This window comes from Aeromonas enteropelogenes (genome assembly GCF_020097295.1).
Taxonomy (GTDB): Bacteria; Pseudomonadota; Gammaproteobacteria; order Enterobacterales; family Aeromonadaceae; genus Aeromonas; species Aeromonas enteropelogenes.
The window spans coordinates 2,526,044-2,552,033 of sequence record NZ_CP083625.1 but is presented as its reverse complement, the minus strand read 5'-3'; the positions used below and the strand labels follow the sequence as shown (position 1 = coordinate 2,552,033).

Annotated in this window: 22 protein-coding genes and 3 tRNA genes; 19 read left to right on the top strand and 6 right to left on the bottom strand. The window is 61.8% G+C overall.

Annotation, left to right across the window (positions count from 1 at the left end; translation table 11 throughout):
* Window positions 1-10 precede the first annotated feature (10 nt).
* The 6 genes from LA321_RS12070 to LA321_RS12045 all read left to right on the top strand — a co-directional run bounded on the left by LA321_RS12070 (window position 11) and on the right by LA321_RS12045 (window position 7,945).
* A complete protein-coding gene (locus LA321_RS12070) occupies window positions 11-1,003 on the top strand; it encodes an ABC transporter ATP-binding protein (RefSeq protein WP_042024780.1) in 993 nt (330 codons plus the stop codon).
* A gap of 106 nt (window positions 1,004-1,109) precedes the next feature.
* Entirely contained in the window at window positions 1,110-2,825 is a 1,716-nt protein-coding gene (locus LA321_RS12065) for a glycoside hydrolase family 9 protein (protein ID WP_042072209.1), read from the top strand.
* 216 nt (window positions 2,826-3,041) lie between these two features.
* Window positions 3,042-3,914 (top strand): BadF/BadG/BcrA/BcrD ATPase family protein, encoded by an 873-nt coding sequence (locus tag LA321_RS12060; RefSeq protein ID WP_042072211.1) that lies wholly within the window; start codon window positions 3,042-3,044, stop codon window positions 3,912-3,914.
* Entirely contained in the window at window positions 3,899-5,764 is a 1,866-nt protein-coding gene (locus LA321_RS12055) for a beta-N-acetylhexosaminidase (protein ID WP_042072212.1), read from the top strand. Before LA321_RS12060 ends, LA321_RS12055 begins: the two co-directional genes overlap by 16 nt.
* 208 nt (window positions 5,765-5,972) lie before the next feature.
* On the top strand, window positions 5,973-7,526 hold the full coding sequence (locus LA321_RS12050) for a methyl-accepting chemotaxis protein (protein WP_042072415.1): 1,554 nt from the start codon (window positions 5,973-5,975) through the stop codon (window positions 7,524-7,526).
* Window positions 7,527-7,591: 65 nt separating this feature from the next.
* Window positions 7,592-7,945, top strand: coding sequence for an MGMT family protein (locus LA321_RS12045; protein ID WP_042072214.1), 354 nt, complete (start codon window positions 7,592-7,594; stop codon window positions 7,943-7,945).
* 18 nt (window positions 7,946-7,963) lie between these two features.
* On the opposite strand, the gene LA321_RS12040 is transcribed toward LA321_RS12045, so the two are convergent.
* Both LA321_RS12040 and topA read right to left on the bottom strand, forming a co-directional pair.
* Entirely contained in the window at window positions 7,964-8,128 is a 165-nt protein-coding gene (locus LA321_RS12040; protein WP_167335334.1) for a hypothetical protein, read from the bottom strand.
* 97 nt (window positions 8,129-8,225) lie between these two features.
* A complete protein-coding gene (gene topA / locus LA321_RS12035) occupies window positions 8,226-10,847 on the bottom strand; it encodes a type I DNA topoisomerase (RefSeq protein WP_042072215.1) in 2,622 nt (873 codons plus the stop codon).
* A 343-nt stretch (window positions 10,848-11,190) separates the two neighbouring features.
* On the opposite strand from topA, the gene astB reads away from it, so the two are divergent.
* From astB to LA321_RS12000, 7 genes are all read left to right on the top strand, one after another.
* A complete protein-coding gene (gene astB, locus LA321_RS12030; protein WP_042072216.1) occupies window positions 11,191-12,528 on the top strand; it encodes an N-succinylarginine dihydrolase in 1,338 nt (445 codons plus the stop codon).
* 242 nt (window positions 12,529-12,770) lie between these two features.
* Window positions 12,771-12,855 (top strand) — tRNA-Tyr (locus LA321_RS12025).
* Between the two features lie 31 nt (window positions 12,856-12,886).
* Window positions 12,887-12,971 (top strand) — tRNA-Tyr (locus LA321_RS12020).
* A gap of 31 nt (window positions 12,972-13,002) precedes the next feature.
* Window positions 13,003-13,087, top strand: a tRNA-Tyr gene (locus LA321_RS12015).
* Between the two features lie 140 nt (window positions 13,088-13,227).
* Entirely contained in the window at window positions 13,228-13,509 is a 282-nt protein-coding gene (locus LA321_RS12010) for a hypothetical protein (protein ID WP_042072218.1), read from the top strand.
* 257 nt (window positions 13,510-13,766) lie between these two features.
* The gene (gene trhP / locus LA321_RS12005) at window positions 13,767-15,131 is read left to right on the top strand and encodes a prephenate-dependent tRNA uridine(34) hydroxylase TrhP (protein ID WP_042024772.1); all 1,365 of its coding nucleotides are present in this window, start codon (window positions 13,767-13,769) and stop codon (window positions 15,129-15,131) included.
* A gap of 1 nt (window position 15,132) precedes the next feature.
* Window positions 15,133-15,381 (top strand): YfhL family 4Fe-4S dicluster ferredoxin, encoded by a 249-nt coding sequence (locus tag LA321_RS12000; RefSeq protein WP_017787727.1) that lies wholly within the window; start codon window positions 15,133-15,135, stop codon window positions 15,379-15,381.
* 164 nt (window positions 15,382-15,545) lie between these two features.
* Here the strand turns inward: LA321_RS12000 and LA321_RS11990 are convergent, their stop codons facing one another.
* Window positions 15,546-15,941, bottom strand: coding sequence for a DUF1090 domain-containing protein (locus LA321_RS11990; RefSeq protein WP_042072220.1), 396 nt, complete (start codon window positions 15,939-15,941; stop codon window positions 15,546-15,548).
* Between the two features lie 162 nt (window positions 15,942-16,103).
* Here LA321_RS11990 and LA321_RS11985 point away from each other — a divergent pair, with 162 nt between their 5' ends.
* Entirely contained in the window at window positions 16,104-16,457 is a 354-nt protein-coding gene (locus tag LA321_RS11985) for a DsrE/DsrF/TusD sulfur relay family protein (protein WP_042072221.1), read from the top strand.
* A 181-nt stretch (window positions 16,458-16,638) separates the two neighbouring features.
* A complete protein-coding gene (locus tag LA321_RS11980; RefSeq protein ID WP_042072222.1) occupies window positions 16,639-17,721 on the top strand; it encodes a protoglobin domain-containing protein in 1,083 nt (360 codons plus the stop codon).
* Window positions 17,722-17,725: 4 nt separating this feature from the next.
* On the opposite strand, the gene LA321_RS11975 is transcribed toward LA321_RS11980, so the two are convergent.
* On the bottom strand, window positions 17,726-18,949 hold the full coding sequence (locus LA321_RS11975) for an MFS transporter (protein WP_042072223.1): 1,224 nt from the start codon (window positions 18,947-18,949) through the stop codon (window positions 17,726-17,728).
* A gap of 192 nt (window positions 18,950-19,141) precedes the next feature.
* Window positions 19,142-20,149 (bottom strand): protease SohB, encoded by a 1,008-nt coding sequence (gene sohB / locus LA321_RS11970; protein ID WP_042072224.1) that lies wholly within the window; start codon window positions 20,147-20,149, stop codon window positions 19,142-19,144.
* A gap of 221 nt (window positions 20,150-20,370) precedes the next feature.
* On the opposite strand from sohB, the gene LA321_RS11965 reads away from it, so the two are divergent.
* Both LA321_RS11965 and LA321_RS11960 read left to right on the top strand, forming a co-directional pair.
* Window positions 20,371-21,126 (top strand): YciK family oxidoreductase, encoded by a 756-nt coding sequence (locus tag LA321_RS11965; RefSeq protein WP_042072225.1) that lies wholly within the window; start codon window positions 20,371-20,373, stop codon window positions 21,124-21,126.
* A gap of 107 nt (window positions 21,127-21,233) precedes the next feature.
* Window positions 21,234-22,124, top strand: coding sequence for a LysR family transcriptional regulator (locus LA321_RS11960; RefSeq protein ID WP_042072226.1), 891 nt, complete (start codon window positions 21,234-21,236; stop codon window positions 22,122-22,124).
* 4 nt (window positions 22,125-22,128) lie between these two features.
* Here the strand turns inward: LA321_RS11960 and LA321_RS11955 are convergent, their stop codons facing one another.
* Window positions 22,129-23,301, bottom strand: a complete 1,173-nt coding sequence (locus LA321_RS11955; RefSeq protein ID WP_042072227.1) for an MFS transporter — start codon at window positions 23,299-23,301, stop codon at window positions 22,129-22,131.
* A gap of 184 nt (window positions 23,302-23,485) precedes the next feature.
* Here LA321_RS11955 and LA321_RS11950 point away from each other — a divergent pair, with 184 nt between their 5' ends.
* Both LA321_RS11950 and LA321_RS11945 read left to right on the top strand, forming a co-directional pair.
* Window positions 23,486-24,631 (top strand): MalY/PatB family protein, encoded by a 1,146-nt coding sequence (locus LA321_RS11950; protein ID WP_042072228.1) that lies wholly within the window; start codon window positions 23,486-23,488, stop codon window positions 24,629-24,631.
* A gap of 66 nt (window positions 24,632-24,697) precedes the next feature.
* Window positions 24,698-25,984 carry a TAXI family TRAP transporter solute-binding subunit gene (locus LA321_RS11945; RefSeq protein ID WP_082043432.1) on the top strand — a complete coding sequence of 429 codons (1,287 nt, stop codon included), beginning with the start codon at window positions 24,698-24,700 and terminating at the stop codon, window positions 25,982-25,984.
* The last annotated feature ends 6 nt before the right edge of the window (window positions 25,985-25,990 follow it).

Below are 25,990 nucleotides of genomic sequence, written 5' to 3'. Positions count from 1 at the left end.
GATGTCTGTCATGCAAATCGCCAACACCGATGCCCCCATCATCGAAGTCCAGCACCTCTACAAGGACTTCCCCATCAACTCCAATGCCATCAAGAGTGGCAAGATGCGGGCCCTCTCCGACATCACCTTCAACCTGCACCGAGGTCGTGCCCTGGCGGTGGTGGGTGAATCGGGTTCCGGCAAGAGCACCATCGCCAAGATCATCGCCAAGATGTACAAGCTGAGCGCCGGTCGCATCCTCTATCGCGGCCGGGATCTGGAGGAATTCAACAAGGGCACCGCCCTGCTCGACTATCGCCAGAGTGTGCAGATGGTATGGCAAGACCCGTTCGGTTCACTGAACCCGACCCACACCATCTACCACCACATCGCCCGTCCCCTGCTGCTGCACAGCAAGGTGATCGACAAAAAAGATCTGCCGGAGATGGTCTACACCCTGCTGGAAAAAGTGGGGCTGACCCCGGCCAAGGCGACGGCGGCCAAGTACCCGCACCAGCTCTCCGGCGGCCAGCGCCAGCGGGTCAACATCGCCCGCAACCTGGCGGTGGAGGCGGAAGTGGTGCTGGCGGACGAGCCCACCTCCATGCTCGACGTCTCCATTCGCATCGGCATCCTCAACCTGATGGAGCAGATGAAGAACGAGCTCGGCGTCTCCATGCTCTATATCACCCACGATATCGCCACCGCTCGCTACGTGGCCGAGGATCTGGCGGTGATGTATGTGGGCCACATGGTGGAGTGGGGTGAGGTGGACGAAATTTTGCACCACCCCCAGCACCCCTACACCCAGCTGCTCATCTCGGCGGTGCCGGATCCCGAGAAGAGCATCCACGCCGAGCTGGAGGGGGGTCGCAAGGGGGAGATCCCGCTCTGGACGCCGGAATCCTGCGGCTGCCCGTTCGCCGGGCGCTGCAACCAGGCCATGCCCCGTTGCAAGGAGAGCCTGCCCCCCATCACCCAACTTGCCAGCAACCATTTTGTCCGCTGCTACCTGTACGAGTGATGTGCCACACCCTGGCCGGGCAGCCTTGCCCGGCCTGCCTCGATTCGGGGACTCTGGCCCTGGGCCATGCATCCCCCCGACCGCAGAACCTTTGGAGTAAACCTTGATGGAACTTTTGATCAATCAGGTGGGTTACGACTGCGACGCCCAGAAAATCGCCCTGCTGCAAACCAGCTCCCCCCACGATCTCGGCGGCTATGTCCGGCTGCAGCGCCTCGATGATGGCCAGACGCTGTTTGAAACCCCGTTGCAACCGGCCGGTCGGGTGGATGGGTGGCAGGGGCGGGCCTACTGGAAAGCCGATTTCTCCCCCTGCAAGGAGCCCGGCCACTACCGGCTGGAGGCGATCACCGCTCAGGGCATAGTGCGCTCCGCCCGCTTTGCCATCGGCCCCGACCTGCTGGCGAGCCGCTGCCTCTCCGATGTCATTCACTATTTCAAGGGACAGCGCGCCAGCGGCACCTTCGATCGGGCCGACCGCAACGCCCGCCTGTTTGGCACTGACCAGTGCCGGGATGTGCACGGCGGCTGGTTCGACGCCAGCGGTGACATGAGCAAGTATCTGAGCCACCTCTCCTACGCAAACTACCTCAATCCCCAGCAGACCCCCATGGTGGTGTGGGCCCTGCTCAAGTGCCGCGAGCTGCTGGCGACACGTCGCGACATCGACGGCATCAACCTGTGCAAGCGACTCAATGACGAAGCGCTGCACGGTGCCGATTTCCTCTGCCGCATGCAGGATGAGAGCGGCTTTTTCTACATGACCCTGTTCGACAAGTGGAGCAAGGATCCCGAGCAGCGGGAACTGTGTGCCTACGCCACCCAGCAGGGGATCAAATCCGCCGACTGGCAGGCGGGCTTTCGTCAGGGCGGGGGCATGGCCATCGCCGCACTGGCCCGGGCCGCGCGCGAGAGCATCAGCGGCGATATCGATGCAAGCGGCTATGCCGAGGCGGCGCGGCGCGGCTACCTGCACCTGCGCGAGCACAACCACGCCTATCTGGACGATGGCTGCGAGAACATCATCGACGACTACTGCGCCCTGCTGGCGGCGGTCGAGCTGACCAAAACGCTGGGGCCAGAGTGGCTCGGCGAGGCGCGGGATCGGGCCGGCAAGCTGTGCGCCCGCCAGCACAGCCACCCGGATCTTGGCCACTACTGGTCCGCCAACCAGAATGGCTCGCGCCCCTACTACCACGCCGCCGAAGCGGGCTTGCCGGTGCTGGCGCTGCTTGAATATTTGGGGGTAGAACCGGATCGGGAGCGCAAGGCCGCGGTACAGAGCGTGATCGAGCAGGCACTGGCCGCCGAGCTGGCGCTGTGCGCCCGGGCGGGCAACCCCTTCTCCCTCGCTCGCCAGTATGTGAAAGGGGTTGGCGAAGCGCCGCGTATCAGCTTCTTTATGCCCCACCACAACGAATCCGGTTACTGGTGGCAGGGGGAGAACGCCCGACTGGCTTCCCTTGCGACCATGGCCTTTTCCGCCGCCACCCAGTTGCCTCGCCAGCGCAAGCTCCTGCTCAATTTCGGTCAGCACCAGCTCGACTGGATCCTGGGACAAAACCCCTTCAATGCCTGCATGCTGGCGGGCCACGGTATCAACAACCCGAGCTACACCGCCGGCTACCCCAATGCACAGGGCGGGATCTGCAACGGCATCACTGCCGGCTTCGATGACGAGGCTGATGTCGCCTTTATTCCGCAAGAGTACAAGGAGCGGCTCGATCAAAACTGGCGCTGGGGCGAGCAGTGGATCCCCCACGCCGCCTGGTTTGCCCTGGCCATCACTTGGCAAAGCGTGCAGGGAGGCCACCATGATTGAGATCGGCTCAAGCATCATTGGCAGTGGGGAGAACAGTGGATCCTCCATACATTCCGCCTGGTTCGTCCTGGCCATCACTTGGCAGAGCGTGCAGGGAGGCCACCATGATTGAGATCGGCTCAAGCATCATTGACACTGGGGAGAGCCGTGGTTCCTCCATACAGCCAGCCTGGTTTGCCCTGGCTATTAGCTGGCAAAGCGCGCTGGGAGGTCACCATGATTGAGTACTGGGTCGGGGTAGATGGCGGTGGCACCCACACCCGCGCCCGTATTCGCAACCGGGCGGGCAAACTCCTGGGCGAGGGACGGGCCGCCGGTTCCAATCTGGAGCTCGGCATCCTGCATGCCCACGCCAACGTGCTGGCGGCCATCGCCAGCGCCCGGCAGGCGGCCGGACTTGGCCCCGAGTGCGAACAGCAGATGGGAGTGGGCCTCGCGCTCGCCTCCGCCGAGCTGGCAGATTGCTATCACGCCATGCTGGCCATGCCCTTTCCCTTTGCCAGCGTCAAGCTGACTTCCGATGCCTTCGGTGCCTGTCTCGGTGCCTTCGGCGGCCAGGAGGGGGCCATCCTCATCGCCGGTACCGGCTCGGCCGGCCTCATTTATCAGGGCAGGCAGATCCGCACCTGCTCGGGGCGGGGTTTTCCCATCTCTGACTTAGGCAGCGGCGCCTGGCTGGGGCTGCGCGCCCTCCAGCAATCCCTGCTCTGCCACGACGGCATTCTGCCCCCCAGCACCCTGGCCGTGCGACTGATGGATCACTTCAAGCGGGATCAGGCCCAGGTGGTGCGCTGGGCGGCTCGCGCCATCCCGGCCGAGTATGGCCACTTCGCCCCCTGGGTATTCGATGCCGCCAGCGATGGCGACGAGCTCGCCTGCCAGCTGCTTGACGAAACCTGTACCCAGCTGGCGCAGCTGCTGGATGGCATGCAGCAGCTTGGCGCGCACCGGATCGCCCTGCTTGGTGGCATCGGCATGCGTCTCGCCCCCCGCCTCGCCCGTTTCAACCTTGCGCCCCCCAAGGCCGATGCCCTTGACGGCGCCATCCTGTTTGCCCAATCGGAGGAATATCCATGTCTACACCCCTGATCCACACCCAGGTCGTCCGACGTGATGGCGAAGATGTCTGGTTCCGGTTCAATCTGTCCCACTTGCCGGACGCCCAGTGGAAGCTCCACTTCTGCCTGGCGCGTCACATCGACCCCGCGTCGGTACAGGGGGGCCGGCTTGAGCGCCAGAGCGGCAGTTACAAGGTGCTGGCGCCCCAAGGGGGCAACAGCGAGCTGACTTTTTGTTGCCGCAATACCCCCATCAAGCGGCTCTCCGACATGCCGCAGGGATTTTTCCTGAGCCTGCCGGAGGCCGCCACGGGCGCCAGCCTGCAGCCTGTCACCCTGGCCGGGCAGGATATTGCGCTGGATGCCCCCGCCGTCAGTGAACCCGACCTGCCACCGGTGGAGCCCCTATGCGGCATAGTACCGCAACCGGCCCAGCTCGCCCTGCTGGAGGGGAATTTCAGGCTGGCGGAGCGTGCCCACGTCAGCGGACCGGGCAACCTGAGCGCCCTGCTGGCCCACTTCAACGAGCTCACCGGGCTGGCCCTGGATCAGGATCACGATGCCGGGATCCGCCTCATCGAGGCCCCTCTTGCGCCCGAGGCCTATCACCTAACCATCACGCCAGAGGAGATAGTGATCAGTGCAGCGGGCGAGGCGGGCTGGCGCCACGGTCTGGTCAGCCTGGCCCAGTGGTACCTGCAACACGGCGAGAGCCTGCCCTGCGTCAAGCTGGAGGATGCCCCCCGTTTTGGCTTTCGCGGCATCTTTCTCGACTGCGCCCGTCACTTTCACAGCACCGAGACCATCAAGCGTCTGCTCAAGCTGATGAGCCTTTACAAGTTCAACCGCTTCCACTGGCATCTCACCGATGACGAGGGGTGGCGCCTCGAGATCAAGGCCTTCCCGGCGCTCACCGAGCAAGGAGCCTGGCGGGGCCATGGGCTGGCGGTGGATCCCCAGCTGAGCGGCGGCCCCGAACCTTACGGTGGCTACTACACCCAGAGCGAAGTGCGCGAACTGGTGGCCTACGGCGCCGGGCTCGGCATCACCATCATCCCGGAGATCGACATTCCGGGTCATTGCCATGCGGCCATCAAGGCGCTGCCCGAGTTGCTGACTGAGGAAGAAGATCGCTCCCGCTACCTGTCGGTACAGCATTTCGACGACAACGTGCTCAACCCGGCGCTGCCGGGTACCTACCAGTTCCTGGAGACGGTGATCGACGAGGTGTGCGAGCTGTTCCCGGGCCCCCAGGTACACATGGGCGGAGACGAGGTGCCAACCGGCGTCTGGACCGACAGCCCGGCCTGCCAGCGACTGATGGCACAACAGGGATACCAGGAGTGCCGCGAGCTGCAGGGCCATCTGCTGCGCCACTGCCAGCGCTATCTGGCCGGCAAGGGTAAGCAGATGCTGGGTTGGGAGGAGATACTGCATGGCGACAAGGTGAGCCGGGATGCCGCCGTGTTCGCCTGGACCAGCTTCCAGGCAGGGCTCGATGCCGCCACCGCCGGTTATCCGGTGGTCATGGCGCCGGCCCAGTATCTCTATCTCGATCTTGCCTGGAGCCAGGACATTCACGAGCCTGGCCTCTACTGGGCGGGCACCCTCAACCTGGAGCAGGTCTACGCATGCGACCCGGCTCCGGCAGATTTCCATGCCAACGATAACATCCTCGGGGTATTGAGCCCCCTGTGGTCAGAATTGATCACCTCCCGTGATCGCCTCGACTACATGCTGTTTCCGCGTATGCTGGCGACTGCCGAAGTGGCCTGGAGCAATCCGGTCCACAAGGCATGGGATCATTTCGCTGCCCGTCTGCCGGGACAGTTGCAGATCCTTGACCAGCAGCAGGTGCGCTACCGGATGCCACAGAGGTAATGTTGTCTCTTTTTGGGCGGCCTGCTGGCCGCCTTTTTTTATAAACCACCAACAAAAATACAACTTTCCTCTACCTTTTCTCACCATATCCTGACAAAATTCGGCGCCCAACGAAACCACCCTACCCTTCATATGGAAAAGAAGCACTCCGGGTCGGATATGCCACACTTAAAAACTTCATTATCAATAACAAAAGGGGCGCATGATCATGACTAACCGAGAGGTCCACACTGTGGATAGCGAAGTGGACGTTCCTGCCGATGTGCAGCTCGTCTCCACGACCGATCTCCGCGGCGTGATCACCTACGCCAACCCCGCTTTTTGCGAGATCGCCGGCTACAGCAGCGAAGAGTTGCTGGGCCAGAACCACAATATGGTGCGTCATCCCGATATGCCCAAGGTCGCGTTTGCCGATCTGTGGCTGCGTCTCAAGGAGGGCAAACCCTGGCGTGGTATGGTGAAAAATCGCTGCAAAGATGGCCGCTACTACTGGGTCGATGCCTATGTCACTCCCATCTATGAAGGGGATCAGATCTGCGGCTACCAGTCGGTACGCACCCGGCCGGATCCCCGTCACAAGGAGATTGCCACCCTCACCTATCGCAACCTGCTCAGAAGCGAGCAGGGTCATGCCAGATTGAACGTCTCGCTGACCAGGGTGCGTCATCTGCTGGTGCCCGCCCTGCTGCTGGCCATCCTGGCGGCGGCCGTCCACTGGCATGGCTGGCTGGGTGCTTTGTGGATGTTGTTGCCCCTGCTTCTCCTCTCCGTCGCCTACTGGCGCGAGCTGTTCGCCCTGCCCCGCTACCTGCGTCAGCTGGAGCACGAATATGACAGCCTGACCCGGCTCATCTACTCGGGGGACAAACCCGGCGCCATCGCCGACTTCCACCTCAAGATGTGGCAGGCCCGCATCCGGACCGTGCTGGGGCGGGTCAATGATGCCACTCATCCGCTGCAGACCCTGGCAACCAACCTGCAACAGGCTTCCCACCAGGCCTATCACGACATCACGGAGCAGGATGCCCAGACTCAGCAGATGGCCACCGCCATGACCCAGATGGCCAGCACAGCCCAGGAGATCGCCCGCAACATCCAGGATACCAATCAGCAGGTGAGCGAGGCCCGCAACCACTGCATGGATACCGATCGACAGCTCGGCCAGACCGAACAGCAGATTGAGCAGCTCACCCGCCAGGCCGAGCAGGCCTTCCACTCCGCCGTGGAGCTGGCCAGCGAGTCTGAGCGGATCGGTACCGTGATGGTGGAGATCCAGGGCATCGCCGATCAGACCAATCTGCTGGCCCTCAACGCCGCCATCGAGGCGGCACGCGCCGGCGAGCAGGGGCGCGGGTTTGCGGTGGTCGCCGACGAGGTACGCACCCTCTCGACCCGCACTCACAAGGCGACCGAGCAGATCCAGGGCAGCATCACCCAGATCCAGCAAACCTTGGGACAGTGGAAAGTCATGATGCAGAGCAATCTGGAACAGACTCGTCGCTGCGCCGAGATGACCCGCCAGGGCTCCAGCAGCCTGCACGACGTGCTCGATGAAATTGAGCAGGTATCGGAGTTTTCGGCCCAGATCGCCGCCGCCGCCGAACAGCAGCAGGCGGTGGCGGAAGATATCAGCCGCAGCATCAACCAGATCTCCCAGTACTCCCGGGCCAATAGCGAGCAGATCCAGTGCGTGGATGCGTCGAGCCAACAACTGCTGGAACGGGCCAAGCAGCTCAAGCGGATCAGCCAGACCTTTGGTTGAGCGGCTTGTCAGGCAAGCAGCAGAAGCGCCACAATGGCGCTTCTGCTTTTTGGGAACCTGACACCATGTCCATGACCGCCCCTTTGCCCACCAACAAGGTCGCCCGTATCGAGGCCATCATCGCCCTGATCCCGCCGGGAAAGGTGGCGAGCTACGGTCAGGTCGCCGATCTGGCCGGCCTGCCAGGGCGCGCCAGGTTGGTGGGCAAGGTGCTGCGGGAAACCGACAAGGTGTTGCCCTGGCACAGGGTGATAGGGGCCGGCGGCACCATTTCGCTGCCAAAAGGATCGAACGGATTTGCAGAGCAGACCGGGCGCCTGCAAGAGGAGGGCGTCGTGGTGATAGGCGGGCGAGTCAGGATGCGGGAGTGGCAGTGGCAGCCCGATCTCGCCGAGCTGCTCTTTCTGTTACCGTTTTGACGAGACGACGGGGCGACGCTACTCCAGCAGGGCCAGGATGGCATCGCTGCGCACTTGCACCGGAATGGTTTCATCCTCACGCTGCACCAGCACCAGCAGGCTCTGCCTGTCTACTTCCAGCACATAGGCGGTTCCTTCCCGGGTCAGATAATTCATGCCCGGACGGATCTCGCTAATCTCCATCACAACCTCCTTGTTCCAACGCTGCACTCCTTGCAGCCGGCTCTCAGTATATCGCCTCCAATAAACAAAGAGGCCCCGTATCGGGGCCTCTTGCTCATCAGGCTTTCTTCGCTTTTGGCAAGCTCTGTTGCCAGGTGCCGTTGTCGTAGTGGGCGGTCCAGCCAGTTGCCTTGCCGTTGACCTCGCTCATCACGTATTGCTCCTTGGTCTTGCGACTGAAGCGCACGATGGCGGGGTTGCCGTCCGGGTCGGTCTGCGGTGCTTCAGCCAGGTACTTGTGCTTGGCCGAGATGCGATCCTTGAAGCGCTTGAGCTCTTCCACCAAGGGAGCGCGGGTTTCGCGGGATTTGGGGAAATTGCTGGCCGCCAGGAACAGACCGGCCGCCCCGTCACGCAGCACGAAGTGGGCGTCGGACTGGGTGCATTTCAGTTCGGGCAGCGGCACCGGATCCTCTTTCGGCGGTGCGATATCGCCATTTTTCAGGATCTTGCGAGTATTCTTGCAGGTCTCGTTGGTGCAGCCCATGTACTTGCCAAAGCGGCCGTTCTTGAGCTGCATCTCGGAACCACAGCGATCGCACTCGATGCTCGGCCCTTCGTAGCCCTTGAGCTTGAACTGGCCCTTCTCGATCTCGTAGCCGTCGCAATCAGGGTTACGGCCACAGACGTGCAGCTTGCGGCTGTCGTCGATGATGTAGGCATCCATCGCCGTGCCGCAAACGCCGCAGCGGTGCTTGGCGCGCAGGGCGTCGGTTTCCGCCTCGTCACCATCGGTAGCGGAGACGAACTCGTCGGCGGAGACCAGGTTGATGGTCTTCTTGCAGCGCTCTTTGGGCGGCAGGGCATAACCGGAGCAGCCGAGGAAGACGCCGGTGGTGGCGGTGCGAATCCCCATCTTGCGACCGCAATCCGGGCAATCGATGTCGGTCAGCACCATCTGGTTGGCACGCATGCCCCCCTCTTCCGGTGCCTTGTCAGCCTGCGCCAGCTCCTGGGTAAATTCTGCGTAGAAGGCATCCAGCACCTTCTTCCACTCCAGGCTCCCTTCGGCGATGCCATCGAGCTTGTCTTCCATCTTGGCGGTGAACTCGTAGTTCATCAGCTCGACGAAGTTCTCAACCAGACGGTCGGTGACGATTTCCCCCATCTTCTCGGCGAAGAAACGGCGACTCTCGACCCGCACATAACCGCGATCAACGATGGTGGAGATGATGGAAGCGTAAGTGGACGGACGGCCGATGCCGCGCTTCTCCAGCTCGCGCACCAGCGCCGCTTCGGTAAAGCGTGCGGGCGGCTTGGTGAAGTGCTGGCGCGGATCCAGCTTGACCAGTTTCAGCACCTCACCCACAGTCACCGCCGGCAGCTGGCTGTCTTCGCCCTTGCGACCCATGGGGGGCAGAGCCTTGGTCCACCCGGCGAAACGCAGGGTGCGACCACGGGCCTTGAGCTCGAACTCGCCCGCCTTGACGGTCAGGGTCGAGGAGTCGTACTGGGCCGGTGTCATCTGGCAGGCGACAAACTGGCGCCAGATGAGGTCGTAGAGGCGCATGGCGTCCGGCTCCATCCCTTCCAGCATCTCGGCAGTCACCTGCACGCTGGAGGGGCGGATCGCCTCGTGGGCCTCCTGGGCATTGGCCTTGGCGCCGTAAAGATTCGGCTCGGCCGGCAGATAGGCGGCGCCATACTGCCCGCCGATGTATTCACGCACCGCGTCGACCGCCTCTTTGCTGAGGTTGGTGGAGTCGGTACGCATATAGGTGATGTAACCCGCCTCATAGAGACGCTGGGCCATCATCATGGTCTTCTTCACCCCGAAGCTCAGACGGGTGGAGGCCGCCTGCTGCAGGGTAGAGGTGATGAAGGGAGCGGACGGCTTGGAGCCGGTCGGCTTGTCTTCCCGGTTCACCACCTTGTAGTCGACCCCTTCCAGGGCCGCCACGGCGGCGAAGGTCTCGGCCTGGGTCACCGGCTTGAAGTCGGCGCCATTGCGGCTGACCACTTCCATCCGCAGATCGGCTTTATCACCGGTCAGCAGATCGGCGTTGAGATCCCAGAACTCCACCGGCACGAACGCCTTGATCTCGCGCTCTTTATCGACGATGAGACGCACCGCGACCGACTGCACCCGGCCGGCGGAGAGGCCGCGAGCCAGCTTCTTCCACAAGAGCGGAGAGACCATGTAACCCACTACCCGGTCGAGGAAACGACGGGCCTGCTGGGCGTTGACGCGATCGATGTTGAGCTCGGACGGCTGGGCAAAGGCCTCCTGGATGGCACTCTTGGTGATCTCGTTGAACACCACGCGCTTGTAGCGGCTGTCATCGCCACCGATGATCTCGCGCAGGTGCCAGGCGATCGCTTCCCCCTCTCTATCCAAGTCGGTTGCGAGATAGATGGTGTCGGCCTTCTCGGCCAGACTCTGCAACTCGCTGACCACCTTCTCCTTGCCGGGCAAAATCTGGTAGTTGGCCTGCCAGCCCGCGGTCGGATTGATACCCATACGGGCGAACAGGGCCTTGCGCTCCTTGGCCGCCTTCTCGGATTCGCTCAACTTGATGCCGCGAATGACAGGTTTCTTGGGCTCGGTGCTGGCACTGCCGCTGGTAGGCAGATCGCGAACATGACCGACGCTGGATTTCACCACGTAGTCCTTGCCCAGATATTTGTTGATCGTCTTGGCCTTGGCCGGAGACTCCACTATGACCAGTGATTTGCCCATGCTGTAACTATTATCCTCATTGCACCCGACGGGGTTGGTGTGCGGTTTTGTGGGGCTGTATAAGAGATTTGACGAGAAAAAGCAATCTTGTGAACAAATTTGCCAGACCAGCCCGAACTACCATGCTTCTTTATTTATTAATGCGAAGGGTGCGGGCCAGACGCAACCGCTTTTTCAATTTTCTGCCATACCGCTCCTCTTTTTATATCTGAAACGACATAAAAACAGAGGATGGTTATCGGGTTGTTACAAAAACATAAAATCTCTTTATAATGGCCCCACCCCGACGCATTGCGCGCGGAAGGAACCGCTACCCATCATAAAAATCGAAAGGATGTACTCAATGAAGCACTTCGAGGTCAATTTCGACGGTCTGGTCGGCCCGACCCACAACTACGCCGGCCTCTCCTACGGCAACGTCGCCTCCCAAAGCAATGCCCAGGAAGCCTCCAATCCCAAGGAGGCGGCCAAACAGGGGCTGCGCAAGATGAAGGCATTGACCGAACTTGGCATGACCCAGGGGGTGCTGGCCCCGCAGGAGCGGCCGGATCTCGCCACCCTGCGCCGCCTCGGTTTTACCGGCAACGATGCCAGGGTGCTGGAACAGGCTGCCAAACAGGCCCCTGCCGTACTGGCGGCCTGCTATTCGGCCTCCAGCATGTGGACAGCCAACGCCGCCACCGTATCACCGAGTGCCGACACCCAGGATGGCCGCATCCACTTCACCCCTGCCAACCTGACCAACAAATTCCACCGCTCCCTGGAGCCCGAGGTTACCGGCCGGATCCTGCGCGCCGTGTTCAACAACGAGCGCCACTTCAGCCACCACCTCCACCTGCCGGAAAACGATCACTTCGGCGATGAAGGGGCCGCCAATCACACCCGGTTGTGCCGCGCCTATGGCGAGGCGGGGGTCGAGCTGTTCGTCTACGGTCGCAGCGCCTTTGATCTCTCCCACCCCGCGCCCAAGCGCTACCCGGCCCGTCAGACCCTGGAAGCGAGCCAGGCCATCGCCCGTCTCCATGGCCTTGGTGACGAGAGCGTGGTGTTCATCCAGCAAAACCCGGATGTGATCGATCAGGGGGTGTTCCACAACGACGTGATCGCGGTGGGCAACCAGAACGTGCTCTTCTTCCACCAGCAGGCGTTCCTCAATACCGAGTCGGCGCTGGCCGAGGTGCGCACCAAGTTTGGCGAAGGGGACCTGCACTTCATCGAGGTGCCGACGGCGGAAGTTTCCGTGCTGGATGCGGTGAAATCCTATCTGTTCAACACCCAGATCCTGACCCTGCCCTCGGGCGAAATGGCCATCATCGCCCCCACCGAGTGTCGCGACAACCCGGCTGTGTCAGCCTATCTGGACAAGCTGCTGACTCAGGGCACCCCGATCAAGCAGGTGCACTACATGGACGTGAAGCAGAGCATGCGCAACGGCGGCGGACCCGCCTGCCTGCGACTGCGGGTCGCCATGAATGACGAGGAGCTGGCCGCCGTCAATCCGGCCTGCCTCATCAACGATGCCCAGTTCGCCCGTCTGGACGCCTGGGTGGAACGTCACTACCGCGATCGCCTGACCCTGGACGATCTGCGGGATCCGGCCCTGGTGCTGGAGTCCCGCAATGCACTGGACGAGCTGACCCAGATCCTCAAACTCGGCTCCGTCTACCCGTTCCAGCGCTGAGCCTGCCTTGCAGCACAAGGCCGCCGATTAAGGGCGGCCTTGTTTTTTTATGCTGTTTTTCATTCCCGCAGAACAGGCAACCGATGCATATTGTGCAGAAAAACAGCACACAACTTGCTGATAAGCATGAAATTTGAGCGGGATGTATCAAAAAATCGACGAACAGTCACTTTTTACTGCCAGAAGGGTGCGCAAGGGGTTCACAAAGCCCAAGGATCTGTTAGTATGCGCCTCGCACTTGGGGAGGGGTTCCCGAGCGGCCAAAGGGATCAGACTGTAAATCTGACGGCTCTGCCTTCGAAGGTTCGAATCCTTCTCCCTCCACCATTCAAGTGCAACAATCAGGAAAATACCCCGTGGAGGGGTTCCCGAGCGGCCAAAGGGATCAGACTGTAAATCTGACGGCTCTGCCTTCGAAGGTTCGAATCCTTCTCCCTCCACCATCTTCCTGAACAATTTGTGTAGTGCCCCTGTGGAGGGGTTCCCGAGCGGCCAAAGGGATCAGACTGTAAATCTGACGGCTCTGCCTTCGAAGGTTCGAATCCTTCTCCCTCCACCATCATTCAAGAAAACCCGGCCCTGCGCCGGGTTTTCGCTTTTTGGCTCCTCGCCTATCCTCTGCTTGCTGTCAGATCTGACACTTGTCAAAACCCTGGCTATTGCGCATCGTGGATACATCTTCATTGGAGTCTTCATATCATGTTTGAAGTCTGGGACCAGGATGGTCATGCCAACGGACTCACATTGCAGGCACTCAAGCTCAGGGTCAGCCGCTATCAGGGGGATCTGATGGTGCGTTACAGCAACAAGCTGGGGCTGCCTACCACCCTGTTCCTGACGGTGCATCAGGGGGTTGCCTACCAGCGCTTCAAGGCAGGCTCCCCGAAGCTGAACTGGGAATGGTTGGCCAAGGCCGGCAATGGCCGCGTCCCCCGCCACTTCATGAACAGCCACTTTCCCCGAGTGCACCTCGCTCACTGATCTGCCCCCAGGATCTATCCCCAGAACGCGGCAAGCATGCCAGCTCGCGCCTTCCCGGCGTCCCCTGCTAAATTGCATGATGACGTAGGGACGAGTACAATCTCGCACCCCGTGTTTCCGGTGCCTCCCCTGTGAACGTGCAGCATGGAGACACCGCCGGGTCGTGGCGCATCGAGAAGCTGCTCGAGCCCCGCTCAACCCATACGACGCCATCAGGTGGCGCCGTCCTGATTTGCAATCAGACATAAGAGTCCGACATGTTTAAACCAGAATTGCTCTCTCCCGCAGGTTCCCTCAAGAACATGCGTTACGCCTACGCCTATGGCGCCGATGCCGTCTATGCCGGCCAGCCCCGATACAGCCTGCGGGTGCGCAACAACGAATTCGATCACGAGAACCTGCAGCTCGGCATCAACGAAGCCCATGCCCTCGGCAAGCAGTTCTATGTGGTGGCCAACATCCAGCCCCACAACTCCAAGCTCAAGACCTTCATCCGCGACATGCGCCCTGTGGTGGAGATGAACCCGGATGCGCTGATCATGTCCGACCCCGGTCTCATCATGATGATGCGTGAAGCCTTCCCCGATATGCCCATTCACCTCTCGGTGCAGGCCAACGCGGTCAACTGGGCCACGGTGAAGTTCTGGCATCAGATGGGCCTGACCCGTGCCATCCTCTCCCGCGAGCTGTCGCTGGACGAGATCGAAGAGATCCGCATGCAGGTGCCGGAGATGGAGCTGGAAGTGTTCGTCCATGGGGCGCTGTGCATGGCCTACTCCGGCCGCTGCCTGCTCTCCGGCTACATCAACAAGCGTGACCCCAACCAGGGCACCTGCACCAACTCCTGCCGCTGGGAGTACAAGGTGCATGAGGGCAAGGAGGACGAGGTGGGCCAAATCGTCCACCGCCAGGAGCCCATTGCCGTGCAGAAGGTCGACCCGACCCTGGGCGCCGGCAAACCGACCGATGCCCTGGTGCTGCTGGAAGAGTCCAACCGTCCGGGCGAGTACATGAGCGCGTTCGAGGACGAGCACGGCACCTACATCATGAACTCCAAGGATCTGCGCGCCGTCGAGCACGTGGAGCGCCTGACCAGGATGGGCGTGCACTCGCTGAAAATCGAAGGGCGCACCAAGTCCTTCTACTACTGCGCGCGCACCGCCCAGGTCTATCGCAAGGCCATCGACGATGCGGTAGCCGGCCGTCCGTTTGACCGCAGCCTGATGGGCACCCTCGAGAACCTGGCCCACCGCGGCTATACCGAGGGCTTCCTGCGCCGTCACAACCACAGCGAATACCAGAACTATGACTATGGCTACTCGGTCTCCGACACCCAGCAGTTCGTCGGCGAGATCACAGGTCGCAACGGCGACATGGTCGAGGTTGAGGTGAAGAACAAGTTCCTGGTGGGCAACAGCCTGGAGCTGATGACCCCGCAGGGCAACCTCAGCTTCAATCTGGAGCAGATGCAAAACCGCAAGGGCGAACTCATCGACACCGCGCCGGGCAACGGCCACGTGGTCTACGTGCCGGTACCGAAGGAAGTGGACGTTGACTACGGCATCCTGCTGCGCAACCTCGGCGAGCGCGAGGACACCCGTCAGCCCCACTCGGCCGCCTGAGATGTCCCTGCTCATCACCGACAAGTGCATCAACTGTGACATGTGCGATCCCGAGTGTCCGAACCAGGCCATCAGCCTGGGTGAGGAGATCTACGAGATCGACCCCAGTCGCTGCACCGAGTGCGTCGGTCACTACGAGAAGCCGACCTGCATCAGCGTCTGCCCTATCGACTGCATCATCTGGGATCCCGCTCATGTGGAAACCGAAGATCAGTTGATGGAGAAGTTCGTGCGGATGCACCGGCAGTAGCACCGGCATCAGCATCTGCGCCACATGGACTGCATCCTCCGGGACCCCGTCCATGTGGAAACGGAAGAACAGCTGATGGAAAAGTTCGTGCGGATGCACAGGCAATAGAATGCAACAAGGCCGGGGATATCCCGGCCTTGTTCATTGTGTCTTTCGGCTACTGCTCAGGACTTTCCAATCAGCTGCTGCAGCGCCAGCAGCTCGCGTTCGGCCTCCAGCAGGCGAAGCTGGGAGGCATCGAGCTTGCCTTGCTTGTCGGCTACCCTGTCCGGTCTGCCGGCAACACGCGCTTGTTGCAATTCACTCAGATACGCATCCACCTCTTGCTGCATCTTTGCCACCCGTTGTTGCTGCTCCCGGTAAAGCCCTTCGTCGCTACAGTAGGCCTGAATATTGCGTTTTGCCCGCTCCAGCCCAGCTACTCTGTCGCCATTTTTTTGAACTTTAGCCTCAACCAGTTGTTCATCGACTGCCTTCAAACGAGCCTTGCAGCCGACAGCCTGGCTGCCATAGGCCTGGCCCGCCAGCAACAGCAGGCTCGCACCTATCATCTTCCACATCAGGATCCACCCGGTTATATCTGCTTTTCGAGCTGCCCATAAAAACCTCGATCCGGGGCCGGGTCAAGACGACGGGAAACAGGTGCGACAGAAGTTGTACTGAGTCACGCCATCCCTCTCCCGTTGGTTCTACAATGTCGCTTTTGCAAGCTGGAGTCTGTTATGAAGCAAGATATTGTCGTAATCGCCAACGGTGCCCCCTACGGCAGTGAATCCCTGTTCAATGCCCTGCGACTGGCCATCGCCCTGAATGAACAGGGTGGCGCCACATTGAAACTGTTTCTGATGTCGGACGCGGTGAGCGCAGCCTTGGCGGGTCAGGCCCCGGCCGAGGGGTACAATCTACGCCAGATGCTGGAGATCCTGCTGGCCCAGGGGGTGATTATACGGCTGTGCAAAACCTGTACCGATGCGCGCGGCATTACGGCGCTGCCGCTCATCGAAGGGATCGAGGTGGGCACCCTGCCGATGCTGGCCCAGTGGACGCTCGCCGCCGACAAGGTCCTTACTTTCTAATGCTCTGTTTTTAATTACTTTTTATCCTCCATCGACTCATAGTCCACACCATGGCCCTCATAGTTTGGGGGTCATTAAGGCCCCTTCTCATTCAACTGACTACAATATCAATTGTCATCACAGCTTTATCTGCACCGCATTCCCCGCCGGACGACGGCGTCGCCATGGACAGAGGATAACAATGAATCCAACCGAACAGACCCTGCTCGAACAGATGCGCATCACCGAATTCGAAATTGCCCATCGCAAAGCGCTGTTGCTGTTCACCGAACGGGATGCCAACCTGCTCGGCAGCTATCACGGCAATATAGAACCCCGTATCGATACTCTGGTGGATCAGTTCTACCAGCAACAGACCGCCATCACCGAGATTGCTCTGCTGATCGGCGACGCCGATACCCTGACCCGGCTGCGCACGGCCCAGCGTCGCTACATCCTCGACCTGTTCAGCGGTCTCTACGATCTGGAGTACGTCAACAACCGGCTGCGGATCGGGCTGGTACACAAGCGGATAGGGGTGGAACCCAAGCTCTATCTTGCCGCCATCAACACCCTCAAGGCGCTGCTCATTGAAGACATCTTCGACCAGATAGGCGAAGAGGCGGATCGCGTCGCCATGCTGACCGCTCTCGACAAGTTGTTTCTGTTCGACATCACCCTGGTATTCGAGACCTATATCCGCAGCCTGGTATCGGAGATCGAATCCTCCAAGGAGAAATCGGACAACTACGCCAGACTGCTGGAGGAGAAGGTGCGCGAGCGTACCCAGCAGCTGGAGGAGCTCAATCGCACCGATGCCTTGACCGGATTGCTCAATGTGCGCCATCTGCAGGAGCGCTTGCTGCTGACCCTGCGCACCTGCCAGCGCCGTGCCGAGCCCGTGGCCATCGCCTATCTCGACATAGACAACTTCAAGCAAATCAATGACACGGAGGGGCACCAGCGGGGGGACGAGATCCTGCGGGTCGTGGGCAACTGCATTCGCAAAGTCTCTCGTACCGAAGACAGCTGTTTTCGCTATGGCGGGGACGAATTCTGCCTGATCCTGCCCAACTGCAGCGAATCACAGGCTCGCGACATCTACCTCAAGCGGCTCACCAAGACTCTCAAGGAACAGCTGGAAGACATCACCCTCAGCATCGGCATAGTGCAGACAGGCCCGGAGCGCTACGACGATGGCCTGAGTCTCATCCGCCTTGCCGACGAACGCATGTATGCCGCCAAGAAGGCGCTCAAGGAGGTCACCCCGGGCAACACCCACTGATCTCTTAACCCTGCTCCAGCACGGGGGACGACGGCCTGCGCCCCTGCAACCTGGCTCCCCATTCATAGAGCATGAAGGTCACGACACAGAGCAGGGTCATCAGCAGGTAGAGCCATTGCCCACTCCACCGCTCGATGATCCAGCCCCCCAGCAAGGCTCCCGCCGCACCGCCCAGACCCGCCAGGGCACTGGCCCCGAAGTAGCTCCCCTTGAGGTGGCCGGGCGCCATTTGATCGATCAGCACGTTGAGCAGCGGAAAGAGGATGGTTTCACCGAGACTGAGCAGCAGCACGGCCGCAAACCAGTGGCTGCGCACCAGGGGATCCCCCATGGCAAACAACAGCTGGGCCGCGAGAAACAGGGCCATGCCGATATGCAACCGAACCCGCACTGGCCAGCGCGAGAGCAGCCGCAGCAGCGGGAACTGCAGCAGCACCACGGTCAAGGCATTGGTGGTCACCAGCAGGGCCACCAGCTCCGCCACCTCGGGCATGCCGGCGCGGGTCAGATACTGCACCAGTGGCGAGTGAAACTGGGAGTAGACGAGCACCATCAGGAGGTTGGCCATCACCAGCAGCAAAAAGGCCCGATCCGCCAGCAAGACCCTGATGGCATCGCGCAAACCCGGACCACTGGTGCTGCGTTTGCCGGTGGCGGCCACCTGACGAAAGCCCCAGACAAAGGCCAGCCCCAGCAGCAGATAACTGAGCGACAGCACCACGAAGGTCTCCTGCTGAGCATTGATGCCAAGAGTCACCCCCAGGAGCGGCCCCAGTGCCGCCCCCAGGTTCAGCAGGAAGTAGCGCAGATGCAGCGCCAGCTCCCGCGCCTTGGCCGAGGCCAGGCTGTCGGCCATCAACGCCTTGCCGGGGGCATCAATGAGCCCTGACGCCAGACCACTGCCCATCACCCCGATACCGAGCCAGAAGACGACGTGAGAGAAGCCGAGCAACCCGAAGCAGCTCATCGCTACCAGACAGCCCGCCAGTAAAATGTTGCGCCGCCCGAAGCGATCAGAGAGCCAGCCGCCGTAGAAGCTGACCAAGGTCGAAAGCGCCATCGAGCCCCCCAGCAGCAAACCTATCAGGGTGGCCGACAACCCATAGTCCCGATAGAGCAGGATGGAGAGAAACGGCCACACCATGTAGTAGCTGGTACGCACCATGAAGGTACCCAGGATGACGATCCAGACCAGAGGGGTAAATTGCCTTAAGGTGCTCCATTGCATGGCCTATGCTCCCTGCCCCACGGGGGCAACGATGAAGAGGGGAAAGCGTTCAGTTGTAGCAAGGGGATTCAATGGAGGCAACTTCATTCCCAGCTTTCCCTCAATAAAAAGAGAGGCCAGCCGGATCTCTCCGACTGGCCTGCTGGTTGGCCCGCGTGTCCGCCCCTCAGACGCACACGCAAAGCACCCGATCTAGCGCCAGGGACTCTGCTGCCAGAGGCGGCCGAGGCCCGCTTCCAGCGCCTGCGCGCCTTGCTGACCCAGTTTCTGTGTCAGGCTCTTGGGCTTGCGATAGCGAATGCCCACCACCTTGTGGTGACCGGCCTGCGCCAGCAGATAGTCATCGCTGGTGCAGAGGGAATCCACCAGTCCCAGCCCCTTGGCCTGGCTCGCCAGCCAGTGCTCGCCCGTAGTGACCTTGTCGATCTCGAGCGCGGGTCTGTGCTCGGCCACGAACGCTTTGAAACGCTCGTGGATGGCGGCCAGCTCCTCGCGAAACTTCTCGCGCCCCAGATCGTCGTTCTCACCGAACATGGTGATGGTGCGCTTGTATTGACCCGCAGTGTGCATCTCGAATTCGATATCGTGCTTTTTCAGCAGCTTGTTGAAGTTCGGCATCTGGGCGATCACCCCGATGGAACCGACGATGGCAAAGGGAGCTGCCAGGATCTGATCCGCCACGCAAGCCATCATGTAGCCGCCACTCGCTGCCACCTTGTCGATGGCCACGGTGAGCTTGATGCCCTTGTCGCGCAGACGCTGCAACTGGGAGGCCGCAAGGCCATACCCGTGCACCACGCCACCACCGGACTCGAGCCGCAGCAACACCTCGTCACCGGGCTGGGCCACGCCAATCACGGCGCTCACCTCTTCGCGCAGGGAGGCGACCTCCTTGGCATCCATGCTGCCATGGAAATCGAGCACAAACAGACGGCTACGCTCATCGCCAGCCTTGGCGCGCTGCTTCTGCTCCTCTTTCTGCTGCTTCTCCAGCAACTTGCGCTCCGCCTTGCCAGCCAGGGCGCTCTTGAGCTGAAAACGCCCACGCTCCAGCTCGGCGGAGAGATCGGTCACCTCCAGCTCCCCCTTGCGCGCCTTGGGCTGACGGCTGGCAACCACCATCAGGATGATGGCACCGATGGCCAGCAAGAAGGTCACTGTCTTGGCCAGAAACAGGCCGTATTCGGTCAAAAATGTCACTGTGGACTCCAGAAGGGATCGGTTTTGTCACATTCTAGGGAGTTTGCGAGAGCGGCGCAAAAACTCTGGGCCAGCGCGTCAAAAAACCAACTTGACCAACACAACCTCTCTATTTTCTTCACATTTTTCTTGTCATCGACTGGCCAAACAGGCGCCCGGATCAGTACACTTGCCCCCGATTGCCATGCACTTATGCCCAGAATTTGTTAACAGGAGTTGTCATGCTCGATTATCAGGCACCCCGCGATCTGCTCAAGGACAGGGCCATTCTGGTCACCGGTGCCGGAGACGGGATCGGCCGCGAGGCGGCCCTCACCTACGCCGCTCACGGCGCCACCGTGATCCTGCTCGGCCGCACCAGCGCCAAGCTCGAGGCCGTGTATGACCAGATTGAAGCCGCCGGTTATCCCCTGCCCGCCATCGTTCCGGTGGATCTGAAAGGGGCCACCGCCGCCCACTATCGCGGCATGGCCGAGACCTTTGCCCAGCAGTTTGGTCGCCTCGATGGCGTGCTGTTCAACGCCGGCCTGCTGGGAACCCTGTCACCGTTCGAACACATCCAGGAGAAGGAGTGGGACGAGGTGATGCAGGTCAACGTCAAATCCGAATTCCTGCTGACCCAGGCGCTGCTGCCCCTCATTCGCCAGACCGCCAAGGAGCACGGCGATGCCTCCATCGTCTACACCTCCTCCAGCGTGGGGCGCAAGGGACGAGCCTACTGGGGCACCTACGCCATCTCCAAGTTTGCCGTCGAGGGCATGATGGAGGTGCTGGCGGACGAGCTGGAGAACACCACGGTGCGGGTCAACAGCCTCAACCCGGGTGGCACCCGTACCCGGATGCGAGCCAGCGCCTTCCCGGCGGAAGATCCGCAGACCCTCAAAACCCCGGCCGACCTGATGCCGCTCTATCTCTACCTGATGGGGCCGGACAGCCGCGGTCAAACCGGCCAGACCTTCGTGGCCCAACCCAAATAAATCAATACAATATCCGGAGCCATACTTGTTGCAGGGGTTAAATTCCATAGGGGGTCACGGCCCCCTGTGTGATTTCCCCGGCAACTCCATCCCAACCAGGTTGAACTATGTTTCGTCCCAAGAGCACCTTTGAGCAATGGCGGATCTTTCAGGCAGTGGTCGATTGTGGCGGTTACGCCCAGGCCGCAGAAGCCCTGAACAAGAGCCAGTCCTCCCTCAACCATGCAGTCGCCAAGCTGCAGCAGAGTCTGGGGGTGCCCTTGCTGGAGGTGCGCGGGCGCAAGGCGGTGCTGACCGCAGCGGGGGAGATCTTCCTCAAGCGTGCCCGCCAGCTAAGCCAGCAGGTGGAGGAGCTGGAGAACCTGGCCAACAACCTGGAGCGCCAGTGGGAGCCGCAGATCAACCTCTACGTCTCGGCGCTGCAGCCAAGGGAAAGGCTCTACCGGGCACTGGCCCACTTCTACCCCCGCAGCCGCGGCTGCCGCGTAAACCTGCATGAGCGTATTCACTGTCACTTCAATGCGTTGCAACCCGGCGATCTGATGATTTCGGAGCACCTGCCCGGCGATCGCACCGGTCTGCTGCTCGATGAGATCTGCCTGATCCCCCTGTGCGCCGCCCATCACCCCCTGGCCACGCTGCCACAACCACTGGGCAACGATGCCCTGACCGGTCATAACCGGATCAGCCTGCATCCGCCCATTCACCGTTCGGTGGACTGGAACGATGCAGACGATACCGGCTGGAATGCGACCCACTACCACGAGGTGATCGCCATGCTGCATCAGGGATTGGGCTATGCCTGGCTGCCGCGCCATCTGGTGGAACGCGAACTAAGCGAAGGATCCCTGGTACAGCTGGATCTGGAAAATGGCGGCGAGCGCCATCTCTACACCTATCTGCTGACCCTCTCTCCCGACTCCCTGGGCCCCGCCACCGAGTTGCTGCTGCGCTGCCTGCGCAGTGAATACCAGAGCGACACCCGGCAAGAGGGCTGAACCCTCAGACCTCGGGTACCCGCCAGCAGGCGGCGAGCGCCGTCAGCGCCAATCCCAGCGCCACCATGAAGACGGCGTGAAACCCCCACAGTTCCGCCACCGTACCGGCGATGGCCCCCGCCATAATGGAGCCGGTCCGTATGCTGTTGGCAAACAGGGTGGTGGCCACCCCCGCCCGCCCCGGCATCAGATCCTGAAAGTAGGACATCCCGATCCCGGCGACGCTCCCGATGAAGATGGCGTTGAACAGCTGCTGCGAAATCAGGGCGTACTGACCGGAGAGGGTCACCAGTCCCCCGTAAAAAGCGACGCCAGCCATTACCGCCAGCAGCATCATGGGACGCTTGCCCAGTCGCGTCGTGTAGTAACCCGCCAGCAGCATGAAGGGAATTTCGAGCGCCGCCGCCGTGCCCATCAGGATGCCGGCCAGCTTCTCGTCCAGCCCCAGCTCCCGGGTGATGTAGAGCGGCATATTGATGAGGTACATGCTGTTGCAGGTCCACATCAGGGTGGAGGCGATGAAGAGTGCGCGCACCGCCGGATCCCGCCAGCTGCTCACCCGCTCCTGGTCGCTGCTCGCGGCAGGCAGGGGCAGTGAGGGGAGCCAGCGCCACACCACCAGGGCACAGAGCAGATAGGCCAGGGCGGAGGCGAGGTACATCAGTTCGAAGCCATAGCCGATGGCCAGAGCAAAGGCGATGGGCGGCCCTATCACCCAGGCCAGGGAAAACTGGGCCCGCATCACCGAGCTGAACATGTCGGCCCGCTTGTTGCGGCTGTCGGAGTACTCCCGTGCCAGGGCAAACAACTGGGGACTGGCGGTGGCGGCCAGACTGGCGAGCAGTACCCCCAGGCTCACCAGCAGCCAGTAGTTGCGGTTCCAGGCAAACAGCAAGGAGAGCGCCACCCCGGCGAAGCAGCAGCGCAGGATCAGCTGCTTGCGATCCCCCCTGTTGTCGGAGCGATGGCCGAGCCACTGGCTGATAAGGATGCCGATCACCGCATTGACGGTGTAGAACGCCCCCACCAGAAACGGGCGCACCTGCACCTCTTCGGCCAGAAACAGGCTCAGGGTCGGCACCTGCAGGGCGACGGCGACCCCGGTCATGAAGGTCACGGCCAGAAACGAGAGGGAAACGGGATCCGGGCGTTTAACCGCCGCTATCGACAAGCTCATAGCATTACCACTGGCTGGAGAATCTAAGGAAGGGATTCACGGCTGTCGCCGTTCAAAATAACGCCAGTCATCTTATGCCATTATCAACAACCGGCTCAAGGCTTGCCTCCCGCCGCTTGCGCCTTGCGAGCAAGGCCGCGACCCCGTAGAGTGAAAGCCCATCCGGCCAGCACAAGGAGTTCGCATGTTTGATTTTGATCGGGAAATAGACCGCAGTGGCACCATGAGCCTGAAATGGGACAAGTACAAGGGTCAGGACGTGCTGCCCATGTGGGTTGCCGACACCGATTTTTCCGCCCCTCCCGCCGTCATCGAGGCGCTCACCCGGCGCGTCGCCCACGGCATTTTCGGCTATTCACGCCCCTCGCCCCGCCTGATCGAACTCATCATCGAACGTCTGGTGACCCGCTACGGCTGGACCATACAGCCCGAGTGGCTGGTGTTCCTGCCCGGCGTGGTGCCGGGGCTGAACCTCGCCTGCAAGGCCTGGAGCCAGCACGGGCGCGGTATCATCACTCCCAAGCCCGTCTACTACCCCTTCCTGCAGGCGCCGGGCTTCAACGACCGGCCGCTGCTCACCGTGCCCATGGTGGAAGAGGCGGGCCGCTGGGTACTGGATCTGGAAGAGCTGGAGCGTCAGGCCCCCTCCGCCGATCTGCTGCTGCTGTGCAACCCCCACAACCCGGGGGGCACCGTCTTCACCCGCGAGGAGCTGTTGGCCATCGACGCCATCGCCGCGCGCCACAATCTGGTGATCTGCTCCGATGAGATCCACTGCGACCTGCTGCTGGATAAAAACGCCCGCCACATCCCCTACGGCGCCATCAGCCCGGACGCCGCCGAACGCTCGGCCGTGATGATGGCCCCGAGCAAGACCTTCAACATCGCGGGTCTGTGCTGTTCGTTTGCCGTGGTGCCCAATGCCCGTCTGCGCCTCAAGCTGCAGCAGGCGATGCGCGGCATCAGCGCCGACGTGAACCTGCTGGGCTTCGTGGCAGCCGAGGCCGCCTACGAGGGCGGTGAGCAATGGCTCAGCGAGCAGATCGAGTATCTGGCCGCCAACCTGGCATTGATCGAACAGGCCGTCGCCCGCTGGCCCGGTGTCACCCTGGCGAACCATCAGGCCACCTATCTGGCTTGGCTCGACGTCAGTGGCCTTGGGCTCGACGATCCCATCGCCTTCTTCGAGCAGGCCGGGGTCGGACTCTCGCCGGGCGCCCAGTTTGGCGACAGCCAGTTCGTGCGTCTCAACTTCGGCTGTACCCGTGCCACCCTGGCCAAGGCGCTGGCTCGAATGGAAAAAGCGATCCTGAGTCGCGGCAAAGCCTGATACCCCTGCAAGCGGGATGGGCATGGCCCATCCCTATTCATCCCATTCCCCAGTTGACGGTCAACTATGCATTTACGGATCTTGCGTCACCTTCTGCTCCCCCTCTGCGCCCTGCTGCCTGTCACCAGCCAGGCGCTGACTATAGGTACCGGGCCGGTCAATGGCGTCTACTACCCCACCGGAGGCGCCATCTGCCGGGTGCTCAATGCAGACCATGCCCTGCGCGGCGATCGCTGCACGGTACAGAGTACCCACGGCTCTCTGGCCAACCTGAAGGCGCTGGAAGAGGGGGACGTGCAGCTGGCGCTGGTGCAGTCCGATATCCTCCACCACGCCTTGCACGGCACCGGACCTTTCAGCGGACAGGGTGCCAACCACAAACTGCGCAGTCTGTTTCGCCTCTATCAGGAGTCGCTGACCCTGCTGGCCAGCCCCACCAGCGGCATCACCACCCTGGCAGATATCGAAGGAAAGCGGGTCTATCCGGGTGAACCCGGCGCCGGCGAGCCCACTACCAGCCAGGCCCTGATGAACGCCATGGGGTGGCACTCCGGCCAGTTTGCCACCTATCAGCTCACCCCGGGCCGGGATCCGCTGGAAGGGTTGTGCGATGGCAGCCTGGATGCCGCCTTTATCGTTGCCGGGCACCCCAGCCTGGCGATCGGCGATCTGACCGGCCGCTGCAAGGTGCGCCTCATCCCCATCGAGGGGGATCAGATCGATCGCCTGCTCAAGGAGCATCCCTACTACCAGCGCAGCCGCATCGCTGCCAACCTCTATCCGGGGCAGATCTCTGCCATCAACAACATCGGCATGAGCGCCGAACTGGTGGCGCTGGCCAGCCTGCCGGATCCCATAGTGCGCACCGTGCGCGACACCCTGCTGGCACGGGTCAAGCAGTTCAGCCGGCTGCACCCGGCCTTGAGCAAGATTACCGTGGAGCGTCTGCAGGCGCAGACCGAGCTGCCCCTCCATGCCGGCATGTCGGCTCAGGCGCCCGAGCCCCTGCCGTTGGCCCCTGAACTGCTGATGCCGGATGATTCGCTGCAGGATGCCCCAGAAAGGGATACTCCCGAACCGGCCACCACAGAACCTCCTGCCGATACAGACAATGCCACCAGCGCCGCCGTTGCCACCGAACCCGCCAGCGACACTTCACCTACCCGGGCGACCCCGGATGCGGCAACCCCGAATACCGAATCACCAGATACGGTGTCGGCAGCGACGCCGCCAGAGGCCATCACGTCGGATAACAGGGAACAAGCAACCACCAGCGCGGCGCAAGGGACGACTCCAGCAGATGAATCTGTGCCGGAAGCGACCGCCGGCGACACGACGCCGTCGCAGCCCTGAAACGGG